Source organism: Hominisplanchenecus faecis (assembly GCF_020687205.1).
GTDB classification, from domain to species: domain Bacteria; phylum Bacillota; class Clostridia; order Lachnospirales; family Lachnospiraceae; genus Hominisplanchenecus; species Hominisplanchenecus faecis.
In genome coordinates, this window is sequence record NZ_JAJEQE010000006.1 from 62,458 (window position 1) to 77,662 (window position 15,205).

A 15,205-nucleotide genomic window follows, 5' to 3' on the forward strand; every position below is an offset into this window, starting at 1 on the left:
ACATGATATCAAACCAGATATTACAGTCAACCATAGAAGGATTAAAAGAAATATCGAGGATTGATTTTTGCGTGATCGATCTGGAAGGCAATGTGCTGGCTGCAACGTTTCCGGAGTCAGAAGAATATCGTTCCTCAGTAGTTCCATTTGTAGATTCACCGGCAGACAGTCAGGTGGTACAGGGACACCAGTTTTTCAAAATATACGATGAGCTTCAGGTAGAATATGTGCTGGTAGCAAAAGGAAGCAGCGATGATGTTTATATGATCGGCAAGATGGCTGCATTCCAGATCCAGAATCTGCTGGTTGCATACAAAGAGCGATTTGACAAAGATAACTTTATCAAGAATCTGCTTCTGGACAACCTGCTTCTGGTAGATATTTATAACCGTGCGAAGAAGCTTCACATTGCAGCAAATGCGAGAAGAGTGGTATTTCTGGTTGATACGGCTCAGGAGAAGGATAATGCTTCCATGGAATGTATCCGTTCACTGCTTGGAACCAAGACAGGTGATTTTATTACAGCAGTTGATGAAAAGAGCATCATCGTTGTCAAAGAGCTGGCTTCCGAAGAAGGTTATCAGGAAATGGAGAAAACGGCAAAGCAGATTTTAAATGTTCTGCCGGCAGAAAAGCAGGAAGTATCGCATATTGCATATGGAACGATCGTAGAAGAGATCAAAGAAGTTTCCAGATCTTATAAAGAAGCACGTATGGCAATGGATGTCGGAAGGATCTTTTTCGAGGAGAAAAATATCATCGCATACAGTTCTCTTGGCATCGGCCGTCTGATTTATCAGCTTCCGATCCCGCTCTGCAAGATGTTTATCAAAGAGATTTTCGAGAACAAATCACCGGATGACTTCGATGAAGAGACGCTGGTTACGATCAACAAATTCTTTGAAAACAGCCTGAACGTTTCAGAGACATCCAGACAGCTGTATATCCACAGGAATACACTGGTATACCGTCTGGATAAGCTGCAGAAGAGTACCGGACTGGATCTGCGTGTATTTGAAGATGCGATCACATTCAAGATCGCACTGATGGTAGTCAAATACATGAAGTACATGGAGACGCTGGATTATTAATACAGCCTCCGTCATAAACTGCAGCATGGACACATAAAATAGCAACAAACAGAAGAAGACCGGAGAAGCCGCGTGCAAAGCCGGTCTTTTCTTGGGTTACAGAAAAGATGCGTTTCTGTACCGGGGAAGATATAAGGAGCAAAGATATGGCAAAGGACAAGAAGTTCGGAAAAGGTTTTTTCTGTGGGATCCTGACTTCTGCTGTGGTCGTTCTGGCCGGAAGCGGGATGCTTCAGCAGGGCGGCTGGATCACAGGAGCAGATCAGAAAGAAGCAGGGGCAACGCAGGAGAGCACAGACAGTGCAGGCACACAGCTCAGTCTGGAACAGAAGAAGGTAGATACAAAGATCAAGAAGATGGAAGAGATCATCAATCAGCTCTATCTTGACAGTACGGATAACGATGCGGTCGAAGCCGGCATTTATAAGGGCATGATCAGCGGACTTGGAGATCCTTATGCTGCATATTATACACAGGATGAACTCGAAAAACTGAATGAATCCACATCCGGAGAGTACAAGGGGATCGGTGCAAAGCTTTCACAGGATACACAGACGGGGGCAATCCAGGTCGTGACCTGTTTTGAGGGGACACCGGCAGAAAAGGCAGGGCTGCTTCCGGGAGATATTCTCTATTCGGTCAATGACATCGAAGTGACCGGGAAAGATCTGACCGATGTGGTCAGCCTGATCAAGACAGCAAAAGGAGACACCGTCCATCTGACAATCGCCAGAGAGGGTGAAAAGGATTATCTGGAGTTCGATGTGGAACGCTCGGATGTTGCCGTCCCGACGGTGGCTTACAAAATGCTGGATGATGAGATCGGTTATATCGCAGTCAGTGAGTTTGACAAGGTGACGGCGGAGCAGTTCAAGAATGCTCTGGCGAAATTAGAAGAACAGGGTATGGAAAAGCTGATCATAGACCTGCGAAACAACCTTGGCGGTGTGCTGGATACCTGCTGCGAGATGTTAAAACAGATGCTTCCGAAAGGACTGATCGTTTATACCGAAGATAAATACGGGCAGAGAACAGAATATACCTGCGACGGAAACAATGAGTTCAAAAAGCCGCTGGCAGTGCTGGTCAACGGGTACAGTGCCAGTGCGGCAGAAATCTTCAGCGGAGCGATCAAGGACTATGGGATTGGTACTTTAGTCGGTACGAAAACGTATGGAAAAGGGATTGTGCAGCGGATTGTCGGAATGGAGGACGGAACGGCAGTCAAACTGACGGTTTCCAAGTATTTCACGCCAAACGGCACGGATATCCACAAAAAAGGCATTGAGCCGGATGTGACCGTTGAGCTTGATGAAAGTCTGAAAAATAAAGTGACGGTCACGGAAGAAGAGGATAATCAGTTGCAGAAAGCCATTTCAATACTTCAGGAGGAAAAAAACGATGCAGAGTAAAATTGTTTTCAGAGAGATGTTAAGTGAGCTGAAGGCACTTGCAGATGTGCAGGGAAATTATCTTACAAAAGAAGACATAAAAAAATTCTTTCCGGGAGATGCCCTGAATGAGGAACAGTTTGGACTGGTCTGCGAATACCTTGTCAGCCAGAAGATCAAAGTGGACGGGTACGAACCGGCCCAAAAGACACCGGAAACCGCACAGAAGACAGTGAAGGAGCATGCAGAGAGAGCGTCTGCTTCGAATCCTGAGACAGAAAAACAGGAAGAAAACAGTGAAACACAGGACGGGGAAGGTCCGGATTTCCTTGGCATGTATCTGGAGGAACTTGCAGAGATCGAAAAACTTTCCGAGACGGAAGAAGAACGTCTGTTTTTTGAGGCGGTAAATGGCGATTCCATGGCAAAAAGCACGCTGGCAGGACAGTATCTGGAAACGGTCTACGAGCTTGCCATGACGTATGTCGCTTCCGAGCTGCCGATCGAAGATTTGGTGCAGGAAGGCAATATCGGACTACTGCTTGCACTTGAAAATCTGGAGGCAAAGCCAAATCTGGAAGAATACCGTAAGCAGGTGTTTGACGGTATCCGGAAAGCAATGGAAGAGGCCGTTGAGATGTCACAGGACAAAAAAGACCTGGATGACGAGATCGTAGGCAGAGTCAATCACCTGAACGAGTCGATCCTCAGCCTGGAAGAGGATCTTGGACACAAAGTTTCCATGAGTGAGCTGTCGGCCTATCTGGAAATGCCACTTGAGGAGATCAAAGATGTTCTGCGTATGGCCGGTGATGAGATGAAAGATAAATCAGATGTGAGATGATTCCCGCCTCTGCAGGCGGCGAGCAACAAGCCTGTATCAGTGGCGGGATTCAATCTCCCATCTGATATAGCCTCCGGCGGATTGCAGAGGTGCACAGAAGAATATGTCATGCGATGCATGACGTGCACCTCGCAGCAAGAATGCCAGAGGCATTCTTGAAAAAATGTTCTGCCGGATGGAAGGCTGTCATATAGTATGAGCAGGGGGGATTGCATGGAAAAAATGCAGAAACGATCAAAACCAGTGACCCTGCTCATTTCACTTCTGGGTTCCTGGATCGTCACAGCAGTGCTTCTTGTGCTGCTGGCAGCTGCGATGATGAAATTTCAGTTAGAAGAAGGAAAGATCTCGGCGGCTGTGACCGTCATTTATCTGGGATCCGCCTTTTTGGGCGGAAGGATCGCAGGCAGAAGGACGGAGAACAAAAAATACCTGTGGGGGCTGCTCGCAGGAATGTGTTATTTTGCAGTGCTTTTTCTTCTGACACTGATCCTGAGACGGAACATAGATCCGTCTTCCATACAGACGATAACGACAGCCTGTCTGTGCATGGGAGGCGGAATGTTAGGCGGAATGCTTGCTTTTTAAAAGCATTTCGTGTAAAAGTTCATATAGATTTTTAAAAACAGTTATGTTAAAATAGGCAGATGTTAGATTCAGAAACAGCCATCAAAGATGGAGGAAATACAGGATAATGATGAAAGAAAAATATGAATCGCTCTCAGCGGTTGAATTAAAGGCGATTGCAAAAGCCAGAGGCCTGAAAAATCTTTCCGGTCTGAAAAAGAGTGAAGTAGTTACAAGAATGCTTGAGGCAGATGAAAAAGAACGTGAGCAGAAAATATCCGAAGAGACGGAAGAACGTGCACAGACACAGACCGTAAAAGCGGAAAGACCAGAGATGACAGAGCATGCAGAGAGATCCGAAAAGCGTCCGGAAGAGAAAACAGGGCTGGATTTTTCACAGCTTGACAGCGGTCAGACAGTGACCGGTATTCTGGAAGTAATGCCGGATGGTTTCGGATTTATCCGATCCGATAACTATCTGCCGGGTGACCATGATATTTATGTTTCGCCGTCCCAGATCCGAAGATTCAATCTGAAGACCGGAGATATCATCAGCGGCAATACACGTATCCGCACAAATACCACGCAGCAGGAGAAGTTTGCAGCCCTGCTCTATTTAAAGAGCACAAACGGCATGCATCCGGCAGAAGCTGCCAAAAGATGCAATTTCGAGGATATGACACCGATCTTTCCGAACCAGCGTATGCGTATGGAGCGTGATTCGAAAAATGTAGCCATGCGTATCGTTGACCTGATCTCACCGGTCGGCAAGGGACAGCGAGGAATGATCGTGTCACCGCCGAAAGCCGGAAAGACGACACTGTTAAAAGAGATGGCAAAGTCCATCCTTGGAAATGACCCGGATATGCACCTGATCATTCTGCTGATCGACGAGCGTCCGGAGGAAGTTACCGATATCAAGGAAGCCATTGTCGGAGATAATGTAGAAGTAATCTATTCTACCTTTGATGAGCTGCCGGAGCATCACAAACGAGTTTCCGAGATGGTGATCGAGCGTGCAAAGCGTCTGGTTGAACATAAAAAAGACGTTACGATCCTGCTCGACAGCATCACAAGACTAGCAAGAGCCTACAACCTGACGGTTCCGCCAAGCGGACGTACCTTATCCGGCGGTCTTGACCCGGCGGCACTGCATATGCCGAAACGTTTCTTCGGAGCAGCGAGAAATATGCGTGAGGGCGGAAGCCTGACGATCCTGGCAACGGCACTTGTCGATACCGGAAGCAAGATGGACGATGTCGTATACGAAGAGTTCAAGGGAACCGGAAACATGGAGCTTGTCCTTGACCGCAAGCTTTCCGAAAAGAGAGTTTTCCCGGCACTGGATATCCAGAAATCCGGTACCAGAAGAGAGGATCTTCTGCTCGATCCGGAAGAGCAGGAAGCAGTGTACATCATGCGAAAAGCATTAAACGGTATGAAGTCGGACGAAGCCGTCGAGAACATCCTGAATATGTTTGTACATACGAAAAACAATAAAGAACTGGTACAGATGGTCAAAAAACAGAAATTTATATAAAATCGTTGCTTTTTATAAAGATTTATGGTATAATTCAAACGCTGTTTAACAGACAGTTTAACTGTAGGGACTTACAGGGATAGTCCGGGGTATCTTGCCGTGGAAACATCAGGAGCGGCATTGACCGGAAATCGACCGAGAAAGGTAAGCAGTTCACAAAATAAGAAAAAGAGGTGAAAATCATGAAGGAAGGAATCCATCCAGAGTACTATCAGGCAACTGTAACTTGCAACTGCGGTAACACATTTGTAACAGGCTCCACAAAAAAGGATATCCATGTTGAAATCTGCTCCAAATGCCATTCATTCTACACAGGACAGCAGAAAGCAGCAGCAGCACGCGGACGTATTGATAAATTCAATAAGAAATACGGCATCAAATAATAAGCGTTTTGGGTACAGGAGTATACAGATGTCCTGCGAAAGTAGGATGTATATGCTTAAGATAATGAGAGGGGTTGAGGTTGAAAAATCTCAACCTTTTTTATCACACGGATTTTTTGTGTGGATATTTTGAACGCAGAGAAGCGGATTGTGAATGTCCGCTTTACACAAAAAGTTTCCGGGTGTGGAAGTTGGAGGAAGCAGCAGTATGAAATCATCCAATATAGGCGGTCAGGCGGTCATGGAAGGCGTGATGATGCGAAATGCAGATAAATATGCAGTCGCAGTCCGCAAAACCGACGGCGAGATCGTTGTGAAAACAGAAGAATATAAAGGTATTGTTCAAAATAAAAAAATACGTTCTCTTCCGATCATACGAGGTGTGTTCAGCTTTATAGATTCCATGGTTCTTGGTATGAGTACACTGACTTATTCTGCATCTTTTTTTATGGATGAGGAAGAAGAGGAGAAAGACGAAAAGAAGGAGTCCGTAATGATGGGGCTGACGATTGCATGTTCAGTTGTGATGGCAGTAGCCATTTTTATGATACTTCCTTATTTTTTGTCACAGTTGTTTCGAAAATTTACAGATTCTACTACTTTGATCACACTGCTTGAAGGTGCAGTCCGTCTTGTGATTTTCTTTGGGTATATTCTGCTCATTTCCAGAATGAAAGATATTCAGCGTGTGTTTATGTACCATGGTGCAGAACATAAGTGTATTAACTGTATAGAGCATGGCATGGAGTTAAATGTGGAAAATGTGCTGAAAAGTTCCAGACTGCACAAACGCTGCGGAACCAGTTTTTTGTTTATCGTTATGATCGTCAGCATTATTTTCTTTTTGTTCATCCGGATTGAATCCCCGATCTGGCGAGTGGTATTCCGGCTTTTGCTGATCCCGGTGATCGCAGGCGTTTCGTTTGAGTTTATCCGTCTGGCGGGAAAGAGCGAAAATAAACTGGTAATTCTTTTATCAAAACCGGGTATGATGCTGCAGAAGCTTACAACAAGGGAGCCGGATGCTTCCATGGCAGAAGTAGCAATCGCATCGGTAGAGGCTGTGTTTGACTGGAGAGCATATCTGAAAGAAAATTTTGGGTGGCAGGAGAAAGTATGACGTACGAAGAAGCACGAAAAGAAGCAGAACAGATTCTGAAAGGGGCAGAAGTTCCGGATGCGGCTCTGGATGCCTGGTATCTTCTGGAATATGCGATACGGAAGATTGAAAAAAAGGAGACCGGGCGAACCTGGTATCTGATGAACCGAAAGGAAAGCATTCTGCCGGGGACACTCTTATACTATCAGGAATTGGTCTCCCGAAGAAAACAGCGGATTCCGCTGCAGCATCTGACAGGAGAACAGGAGTTTTACGGTTATCCATTTTATGTCAATGAACATGTGCTGATCCCAAGGCAGGATACGGAAGTTTTGGTAGAAGAAGCACTGAAGCGAAAAAAAGAGGGCATGAAGGTGCTGGATCTGTGTACCGGTTCCGGCTGTATTCTGCTCAGTATTCTGAAAAATCTGAAGCAGGGAACGGGAGTCGGCATCGACATCTCAGAACAGGCACTTGAGGTTGCAAGACGAAATGCGAAAAGGCTGGGGCTGGAAGCAGCAACAACTTTTGTTTTAAGTGACTTGTTTGAGAAGGCACAGGGACCGTACGATATGATCGTCTCCAATCCGCCTTATATTGAAACGGAAGAGATTGCACAGCTGATGCCGGAAGTGCGGGATCATGAGCCGCGTCTGGCACTTGACGGAATGTCTGATGGGCTTTATTATTACAGAAGTATCGTTTCACAATGCAGGGATTATTTAAAAGAAGACGGTGCACTGCTGTTTGAGATCGGTGCAGGGCAGGGAGTGGCAGTGAGTGAACTGCTCAAAGAAGCCGGTTTTGTGTCCGTCCAGGTAATAAAAGATCTGGCAGGGCTTGACCGGGTAGTTGCAGGAAAAGCAGGTACAAAGAAAGGAAAACAAGAAAAAGATGTTTGATAGACTGGAAGATTTGCTGATTCGATTTGAAGAGATCATGAGCGAACTGAATGAGCCGTTTGTCGTCAACGACCAGACCAGATTTCAGAAGCTTATGAAGGAGCAGAGTGATCTGCAGCCGATCGTAGATGCATATAAAGAATATAAAGAGAGCAAGCAGACGGTAGAGGACAGCCTTTCCATGCTGGAAGAAGAGTCCGATGAAGAGATGCGAGAAATGCTCAAAGAAGAACTGAATGATGCAAAGAAAAATATCGAAGAACTGGAACATAAGCTCAAAATTCTGCTGCTTCCGAAAGATCCGAACGATGAGAAGAACGTTATCGTCGAGATACGTGCCGGAGCAGGCGGGGATGAGGCGGCTTTATTTGCAGCTGAGATTTACCGCATGTATGTGAAATATGCGGATATGCACCGCTGGAAAACAGAGATGATGAGCTTAAATGAAAACGGTATCGGCGGTTTCAAGGAAGTAACATTCATGATCACCGGACAGGGTGCATACTCCAGACTGAAGTACGAAAGCGGTGTACATCGTGTACAGCGTGTACCGGAGACAGAGTCAGGAGGGCGTATCCATACTTCCACGATCACGGTTGCGATCATGCCGGAAGCAGAAGAAGTAGACTTCCAGCTGGATATGAACGACTGTAAATTCGATGTATTCCGTGCATCTGGAAACGGCGGACAGTGTGTCAACACGACAGACTCCGCAGTACGTCTGACACACATCCCGACCGGTATCGTCATCTCCTGTCAGGATGAGAAATCTCAGCTGAAAAACAAAGACAAAGCACTGAAAGTACTGCGTTCCAGACTTTATGAAATGGAACTTGCAAAACAGCACGATGCAGAAGCAGAAGCAAGAAGAAGCCAGATCGGAACCGGTGACCGTTCCGAGAAGATCCGTACTTACAATTTCCCGCAGGGACGTGTGACGGATCATCGTATCAAACTGACACTGCACAGACTGGACGGTATCTTAAACGGCGATCTGGATGAGATCATTGACAGCCTGATCGCAGCAGATCAGGCAGCGAAACTTGCAAACCTGCAGGAAGCTTAAAAGTGATTGTATATAGTATAAGGAAGTGAGGTTTGTATTATGGGTAAATATTTTGGAACCGATGGTTTCCGAGGGGAAGCCAATGTAACTTTGACGGTAGAACATGCATTTAAGGTAGGACGTTTTCTTGGCTGGTATTACGGACAGGAGCATAAGCCAAGGATCGTCATCGGAAAAGACACCAGAAGAAGCAGTTATATGTTTGAATATGCACTGGTAGCAGGCCTGACCGCATCCGGAGCAGATGCGTACCTTCTGCATGTGACAACCACACCGAGTGTTTCCTATGTGGTAAGAACCGATGAATTCGACTGCGGTATCATGATCTCCGCAAGCCACAACCCATTTTATGACAATGGGATTAAAGTGATCAACGGAATGGGATGTAAACTGGAAGCAGAAGTTGAAGCTAAAATTGAGGCATATATTGATGGCGAGAGTGGAGAACTTCCGCTGGCGACAAAAGAAAATATCGGCCGCACGGTAGATTATGTTGCCGGAAGAAACCGTTACATCGGCTATCTGATCTCTCTTGCAACCAGATCCTTCAAAAATTACCGCATTGGGCTGGACTGCTCGAACGGAAGTTCTTCTGCAATCGCAAAGAGTGTTTTTGATGCACTGGGAGCGAAGACTTATGTGATCAACAATGAGCCGAACGGAACCAACATCAATACAAACTGCGGCTCCACACACATCGGTGTACTGCAGCAGTATGTAAAAGAAAAAGGCCTGGATGTCGGATTTGCCTATGACGGTGATGCAGACCGGTGTATAGCAGTCGATGAAAATGGCAATGTTATTGACGGGGATCTGATTCTTTACGTGTGTGGAAAATATTTAAAAGAGCAGGGCAAACTGAAAAATGACACGATCGTAACGACCGTCATGTCCAACCTCGGTTTGTACAAAGCATGCGACAAAGCCGGCATTCACTACGAAAAGACAGCTGTTGGTGACAAGTATGTCTATGAGAATATGACACAGAACGGCCACTGCCTGGGCGGAGAACAGTCCGGACATATCATTTTCAGTAAACATGCGACAACCGGTGACGGTATCCTGACTTCTCTGATGATCATGGAAGTGCTTACCGAGAAAAAACAGACACTTGGAACGCTGGCAGGAGAAGTGAAGATTTATCCGCAGCTGTTGAAAAACGTGCGTGTTGCCGACAAGAAGACAGCAAGAGAGAATCCGGAAGTACAAAAAGCCGTCGATCAGGTGGCAGAAGCACTTGGAGATGAAGGACGTATTCTGGTGCGTGAAAGCGGAACCGAGCCGTTGATCCGTGTTATGGTAGAAGCAGCAGAAGACGCACTCTGCGAAAAATATGTAGATCAGGTCGTAGATGTTATGAAGGCACAGGGACTGGTTGTAGAATAAGAAAAAAGTGTGGGCTGTCCTTTTTCAAACAGGGCAGCCTTTTTTATAAGAACAGGAAACAGAAGGTATGATAAATTTTAGAAAAGTAGAGCTGGAAGATCAGAAAGCGTACAAACCTTATATGGCACAGCAACAGTGCAGAAGCTGTGAGTGTACCTTTGCAAATCTGTACCTCTGGTCCAGATTTTATGCCGTTACGGCGACGGTGGAGAACGGGATGTTGCTGACAAAAAGTGAGGAAGGCGACTATCTGTCTTATGGATTTCCGATGGGAAAGCCAAAGTATTTAAAAGAGGCGGTGGATGCACTTTATGAGTACAGTAAAGAGAAGAAACGCAAGTTTCAGATGCACAATGTAACACCGGAACAGTTTGCACTTTTAGAAGAAATCTATCCGGGAAGATTTCAGATCGAATACCGCAGAGACTATGCAGATTATGTCTATGAAGCAGAAAAGCTTGCAAAATTATCCGGAAAGAAATATCATGGAAAGAAGAATCATACGAACAAGTTCAAAAAGCTCTATCCGGACTGGCAGTATGAGAGACTGAATGATTCGAACGTGGAAGAATGTTTTCAGATGGCACTGAAATGGAGAAACAAAAACGGCTGTGAAGAAGATACGGAAAAAAACAGCGAGATGTGTGTGACTTTAAATTCACTGAGACTGTACAAGGAACTGGATCTTTGCGGAGGTGTACTTCGTGCAGAAGGAAATGTGGTTGCATTTTCCATTGGAGAACCAGTCTCTGATGACACCTTTGTGGTTCACATTGAAAAAGCATTTGCTGATGTGCCGGGTGCTTATCCGATGATCAATCAGCAGTTTGTGGAACATGAAGTGCAGGGATTTTCCTACGTGAATCGAGAAGAGGATATGGGCGAAATGGGACTTCGCAGTGCCAAAGAATCCTATCACCCGATTTTTATGGTGGAGAAAGGCATTGTGACAGAGAAAGGGGAATAACAGTATGATTTCAGAGAAGATGAGAGGATATGTGGAGAACAGTTCTGCAATCCGTGCAATGTTTGAAGAAGGCAAAAAGATGGCAGATCAGTTCGGAGCAGAAAATGTATACGATTTCAGCCTCGGTAATCCGAATGTGCCGGCACCTGCCGAAGTAAAAAATGCAATCGAAGAAATCCTGAAAAACGAAGATGCACGGATGGTGCATGGCTATATGAACAATGCCGGATACGAAGATGTCAGAGAGGCTGTTGCAGCGTCGTTGAATCAGCGTTTTGGCACAGCATTTCACAAAGAAAATATTTTAATGACAGTCGGTGCGGCAGGCGGCATGAATGTCCTGATGAAAACCCTGTTAAATCCGGGCGATGAAGTGCTGACCTTTGCACCTTATTTCGGAGAATATCGTGCTTATGTGACGAACTACGACGGTATTTTAAAAGAAGTGGAGCCGGATACCGAAACTTTCCAGCCAAACCTGAAAAAATTTGAGCAGATGCTCAGCGAAAAGACAAAAGCAGTCATCGTCAATACACCGAACAATCCGACCGGAGTTGTCTATTCTGAAGCAACCATTCAGAAAATGGCAGCGATTCTGGAGACAAAACAGAAAGAATTCGGTACAAGCATCTATCTGATTTCAGACGAACCTTACCGTGAGCTGGCATATGACGGCGTGGAAGTGCCGTATCTTACCAAATACTACCGCAACACGATCGTTGGTTATTCTTTCAGTAAATCTCTGTCACTTCCGGGAGAGCGTATCGGCTATCTGGTGATGCCGGATGAGCTGGACGGTGCAAAAGATATTATCGCAGCAGCAGCCGTTGCAAACCGTATCCTCGGATATGTCAATGCTCCGTCTCTGTTCCAGCGTGTGATTGCAAAATGTCTGGATGCAAAAGCAGATCTGGAGTACTATAACCGCAACCGTGAGACACTGTACAACGGACTTCAGAAGGCAGGACTTACCTGCATCAAACCGGAGGGAGCTTTCTATCTGTTTGTAAAATCGCCGATTGCAGATGAAAAAGAATTCTGCCAGAAAGCAAAAGAATACCATCTGCTGATCGTTCCGGGAAGCTCTTTTGCATGCCCGGGCTATGTGAGACTGGCATACTGCGTTTCTTATGAAACCATCGTAAATGCACTGCCAAAATTTGAAGAACTGATGAAAAATTATAAATAAACGCACGGACGAGGAGGAACGAAACATGAAGGCATGGGAAAAAAATGTCAGAACAGTGGTACCGTATGTACCTGGAGAACAGCCAAACCAGATCGGGATGATCAAGTTAAACACCAATGAAAATCCGTATCCGCCGGCTCCGGGAGTGCAGGAAGCAATCAAAAGCCTGGATGATAAAAAGATGCGTCTTTATCCGGATCCGACCGCAGATCTGCTGGTGAGTGAACTGGCTGATTTTTATCATCTGGATAAAGATCAGATTTTTGTCGGTGTTGGATCCGATGATGTACTGGCCATGTGCTTTCTGACCTTTTTTAACTCCGCACGTCCGATCTTTTTTCCGGATATCACTTATTCTTTTTACGATGTATGGGCAGATGTATTTCGCATTCCGTATGAGTGCCAGCCGCTTGATGAAAATTTCTGCATTGTAAAAGAAGATTATTACCGGGCAAACGGCGGTGTGATCTTCCCGAATCCAAACGCTCCGACCGGAATTGCACAGGATCTTTCTGATATCGAAGATATTCTGCAGCACAACCAGGATGTGGTTGTGATCGTGGATGAGGCGTACATTGATTTCGGCGGACATTCTGCACTGGAGCTGATCGACCGCTATGAGAATCTGCTGGTTGTGCAGACGTTCTCAAAATCACGTTCTCTTGCCGGTATGCGGATTGGTTATGCTTTCGGAAACAAACAGCTGATCAAGTATCTGAACGATGTGAAATACTCTTTCAATTCTTATACGATGAACTATCCATCTCTGGTGATCGGGAGAGCGGCACTTGCAGACCGTGCTTATTTTGAAGAGACAAGGAATAAGATCATTGCGACCAGAGAGCGTGTCAAAAAAGAACTGGCAGAACTTGGATTTATGTTTGGAGATTCCATGGCAAACTTTTTGTTTATCACACACGAAAAAGTGGCAGCCAGAGAACTGTTTGAGGCATTGAAGATCAAGAAGATTTATGTACGTTATTTCAATAAACCAAGGATCGACAATTATCTGCGTGTGACGATAGGAACGGATGAAGAGATGGATGCACTGCTTACATTCTTCCGTGACTATCTGAAGAAAAAAGCCTGAGAAGGGGAACAGAGAAATGGATGAAAGAAACGAAGATTACGATATCTATGGAAGCTTTGCCTGTGTATATGATAAATTCATGGATAACGTGCCTTACAGGGCGTGGGGTGAATATCTGAAATCGCTGCTGGAAGAACAGGGGGTTTCGGACGGGCTGGTGCTGGAGCTTGGCTGCGGCACAGGAAGCCTGACAGAGATCCTGGCAGATTCCGGATACGATATGATCGGTGTGGATCTCTCCGCAGATATGCTTGATATTGCCATGGAAAAACGGGAACAGTCCGGAAACAACATTCTCTATCTTTTGCAGGATATGCGGGAATTTGAGCTGTACGGTACAGTTCGGGCAGTGGTCAGCATCTGCGATTCCATGAATTATCTGCCCTCAGAAGAGGATTTTCTGCAGACTTTAAAACTGGTCAACAATTATCTGGATCCGGAGGGTGTATTTATTTTTGATCTGAACACGCCGTACAAATACCGGGAACTGATCGGGGATGCGACGATCGCAGAGAACCGTGAAGATGCCAGTTTTATATGGGAAAATACATGGTATGAGGATGAACAGGTCAATGAATATGATCTGACGATCTTTGCAAGGACAAAGGGAGAATACTATCAGAAATTCTTCGAAACACATTACCAGAAAGCTTATGAACTGGAGACAGTAAAAGAGCTGATCCAAAAGTCAGGGATGGAATTTGTGGCAGCTTATGATGCATTTACAAGGGAACCGGTCAGAGCGGACAGCGAACGTATTTATATTATAGCGAGGGAAAAAGGAAAGAAAGGAACCAAGCAGATATGACAGACTATATTGTAAGAGCGACGGCAGCGGACAGTCAGATCCGTGCCTTTGCCGCCACGACAAGAGAAATGACAGAATATGCAAGAAAAGTGCATGAAGAAAGCCCGGTTGCCTGTGCAGCACTGGGAAGACTGATGACGGCAGGAGCCATGATGGGAGCGATGATGAAAGGAGATAAGGATCTTCTGACCCTTCAGATCCGGGCAGACGGTCCTCTTCGCGGCATGACCGTGACGGCCGATGCAAAAGGAAATGTCAAAGGGTTTGCCGGAAATCCACAGGTGATGCTGCCTCCGAATGCTCTCGGAAAACTGGATGTCGGCGGTGCAGTCGGTCATGGCATTTTAAATGTGATCAAAGATATGGGCATGAAAGAGCCGTACGTCGGACAGGTTGGGCTGCAGACCGGAGAAATTGCAGAAGACTTAACTTATTATTTTGCAACTTCTGAGCAGGTTGCTTCTTCGGTCGGACTCGGCGTACTGATGAACCACGACAATACGGTTCGTCAGGCAGGCGGATTTATCATCCAGCTGATGCCGTTCACCGATGAGAAAGTGATCGATGCTCTGGAAAAGAAGCTTTCCAGTGTGAAATCGGTGACAAGTATGCTTGATGCCGGTATGACACCGGAAGATATTTTGCAGGAGCTGCTCGGTGAATTCGGTGTGGAGATCACCGAAAAGACGGAGACACGTTTTGCATGTAACTGTTCAAAAGAGCGTATGGAAAAGGCTCTGATCAGCATCGGCAGAAAAGACCTGGAAGAGATGATAAAGGACGGAGAACCGATTGAGATGAACTGCCATTTCTGTAATTCGCATTATCAGTTCAGCGTAGAAGAACTGAAAAAAATTCTGGCACAGGCAAAGAAAAGATAAC

General features: G+C 45.7%; 15 protein-coding genes. All 15 read left to right on the forward strand.

Annotation, left to right across the window (positions count from 1 at the left end; genetic code table 11):
* The first annotated feature begins 2 nt into the window (after window positions 1-2).
* Window positions 3-1,091 carry a PucR family transcriptional regulator gene (locus tag LKD42_RS03215; protein WP_022118983.1) on the forward strand — a complete coding sequence of 363 codons (1,089 nt, stop codon included), beginning with the start codon at window positions 3-5 and terminating at the stop codon, window positions 1,089-1,091.
* Window positions 1,092-1,237: 146 nt separating this feature from the next.
* The gene (locus tag LKD42_RS03220) at window positions 1,238-2,503 is read left to right on the forward strand and encodes a S41 family peptidase (protein ID WP_022118984.1); all 1,266 of its coding nucleotides are present in this window, start codon (window positions 1,238-1,240) and stop codon (window positions 2,501-2,503) included.
* Window positions 2,493-3,326, forward strand: a complete 834-nt coding sequence (locus tag LKD42_RS03225; RefSeq protein ID WP_248834807.1) for a sigma factor — start codon at window positions 2,493-2,495, stop codon at window positions 3,324-3,326. The genes LKD42_RS03220 and LKD42_RS03225 overlap by 11 nt, the downstream gene beginning before the upstream one ends.
* Window positions 3,327-3,539: 213 nt before the next feature.
* On the forward strand, window positions 3,540-3,914 hold the full coding sequence (locus tag LKD42_RS03230) for a TIGR04086 family membrane protein (RefSeq protein WP_248834808.1): 375 nt from the start codon (window positions 3,540-3,542) through the stop codon (window positions 3,912-3,914).
* Between the two features lie 109 nt (window positions 3,915-4,023).
* The gene (gene rho, locus LKD42_RS03235; protein WP_248834819.1) at window positions 4,024-5,433 is read left to right on the forward strand and encodes a transcription termination factor Rho; all 1,410 of its coding nucleotides are present in this window, start codon (window positions 4,024-4,026) and stop codon (window positions 5,431-5,433) included.
* A 182-nt stretch (window positions 5,434-5,615) separates the two neighbouring features.
* Window positions 5,616-5,816 carry a 50S ribosomal protein L31 gene (gene rpmE / locus LKD42_RS03240; RefSeq protein WP_022118988.1) on the forward strand — a complete coding sequence of 67 codons (201 nt, stop codon included), beginning with the start codon at window positions 5,616-5,618 and terminating at the stop codon, window positions 5,814-5,816.
* A gap of 208 nt (window positions 5,817-6,024) precedes the next feature.
* Window positions 6,025-6,936, forward strand: a complete 912-nt coding sequence (locus tag LKD42_RS03245) for a DUF1385 domain-containing protein (protein WP_022118989.1) — start codon at window positions 6,025-6,027, stop codon at window positions 6,934-6,936.
* Window positions 6,933-7,817: a peptide chain release factor N(5)-glutamine methyltransferase gene (gene prmC, locus LKD42_RS03250; RefSeq protein ID WP_248834809.1), complete on the forward strand. Its 885-nt coding sequence runs from the start codon at window positions 6,933-6,935 to the stop codon at window positions 7,815-7,817. Before LKD42_RS03245 ends, prmC begins: the two co-directional genes overlap by 4 nt.
* The gene (gene prfA / locus LKD42_RS03255; protein ID WP_022118991.1) at window positions 7,810-8,883 is read left to right on the forward strand and encodes a peptide chain release factor 1; all 1,074 of its coding nucleotides are present in this window, start codon (window positions 7,810-7,812) and stop codon (window positions 8,881-8,883) included. The genes prmC and prfA overlap by 8 nt, the downstream gene beginning before the upstream one ends.
* Window positions 8,884-8,922: 39 nt before the next feature.
* Window positions 8,923-10,269: a phosphoglucosamine mutase gene (gene glmM / locus LKD42_RS03260; RefSeq protein WP_022118992.1), complete on the forward strand. Its 1,347-nt coding sequence runs from the start codon at window positions 8,923-8,925 to the stop codon at window positions 10,267-10,269.
* A 67-nt stretch (window positions 10,270-10,336) separates the two neighbouring features.
* On the forward strand, window positions 10,337-11,236 hold the full coding sequence (locus LKD42_RS03265) for a DUF2156 domain-containing protein (RefSeq protein WP_248834810.1): 900 nt from the start codon (window positions 10,337-10,339) through the stop codon (window positions 11,234-11,236).
* Window positions 11,237-11,240: 4 nt separating this feature from the next.
* Window positions 11,241-12,425, forward strand: coding sequence for a pyridoxal phosphate-dependent aminotransferase (locus tag LKD42_RS03270; RefSeq protein WP_147631055.1), 1,185 nt, complete (start codon window positions 11,241-11,243; stop codon window positions 12,423-12,425).
* 25 nt (window positions 12,426-12,450) lie between these two features.
* The gene (hisC, locus tag LKD42_RS03275) at window positions 12,451-13,515 is read left to right on the forward strand and encodes a histidinol-phosphate transaminase (RefSeq protein ID WP_248834811.1); all 1,065 of its coding nucleotides are present in this window, start codon (window positions 12,451-12,453) and stop codon (window positions 13,513-13,515) included.
* A gap of 16 nt (window positions 13,516-13,531) precedes the next feature.
* The gene (locus tag LKD42_RS03280) at window positions 13,532-14,323 is read left to right on the forward strand and encodes a class I SAM-dependent DNA methyltransferase (protein ID WP_248834812.1); all 792 of its coding nucleotides are present in this window, start codon (window positions 13,532-13,534) and stop codon (window positions 14,321-14,323) included.
* The gene (hslO, locus tag LKD42_RS03285) at window positions 14,320-15,204 is read left to right on the forward strand and encodes an Hsp33 family molecular chaperone HslO (protein WP_022118997.1); all 885 of its coding nucleotides are present in this window, start codon (window positions 14,320-14,322) and stop codon (window positions 15,202-15,204) included. The genes LKD42_RS03280 and hslO overlap by 4 nt, the downstream gene beginning before the upstream one ends.
* Window position 15,205 lies beyond the last annotated feature (1 nt).

Coding starts and splice junctions, on each gene's coding strand:
- LKD42_RS03215 (WP_022118983.1), top strand. CDS start 3: ATGATATCAAACCAGATATTACAGTCAACCATAGAAGGATTAAAAGAA.
- LKD42_RS03220 (WP_022118984.1), top strand. CDS start 1,238: ATGGCAAAGGACAAGAAGTTCGGAAAAGGTTTTTTCTGTGGGATCCTG.
- LKD42_RS03225 (WP_248834807.1), top strand. CDS start 2,493: ATGCAGAGTAAAATTGTTTTCAGAGAGATGTTAAGTGAGCTGAAGGCA.
- LKD42_RS03230 (WP_248834808.1), top strand. CDS start 3,540: ATGGAAAAAATGCAGAAACGATCAAAACCAGTGACCCTGCTCATTTCA.
- rho (WP_248834819.1), top strand. CDS start 4,024: ATGAAAGAAAAATATGAATCGCTCTCAGCGGTTGAATTAAAGGCGATT.
- rpmE (WP_022118988.1), top strand. CDS start 5,616: ATGAAGGAAGGAATCCATCCAGAGTACTATCAGGCAACTGTAACTTGC.
- LKD42_RS03245 (WP_022118989.1), top strand. CDS start 6,025: ATGAAATCATCCAATATAGGCGGTCAGGCGGTCATGGAAGGCGTGATG.
- prmC (WP_248834809.1), top strand. CDS start 6,933: ATGACGTACGAAGAAGCACGAAAAGAAGCAGAACAGATTCTGAAAGGG.
- prfA (WP_022118991.1), top strand. CDS start 7,810: ATGTTTGATAGACTGGAAGATTTGCTGATTCGATTTGAAGAGATCATG.
- glmM (WP_022118992.1), top strand. CDS start 8,923: ATGGGTAAATATTTTGGAACCGATGGTTTCCGAGGGGAAGCCAATGTA.
- LKD42_RS03265 (WP_248834810.1), top strand. CDS start 10,337: ATGATAAATTTTAGAAAAGTAGAGCTGGAAGATCAGAAAGCGTACAAA.
- LKD42_RS03270 (WP_147631055.1), top strand. CDS start 11,241: ATGATTTCAGAGAAGATGAGAGGATATGTGGAGAACAGTTCTGCAATC.
- hisC (WP_248834811.1), top strand. CDS start 12,451: ATGAAGGCATGGGAAAAAAATGTCAGAACAGTGGTACCGTATGTACCT.
- LKD42_RS03280 (WP_248834812.1), top strand. CDS start 13,532: ATGGATGAAAGAAACGAAGATTACGATATCTATGGAAGCTTTGCCTGT.
- hslO (WP_022118997.1), top strand. CDS start 14,320: ATGACAGACTATATTGTAAGAGCGACGGCAGCGGACAGTCAGATCCGT.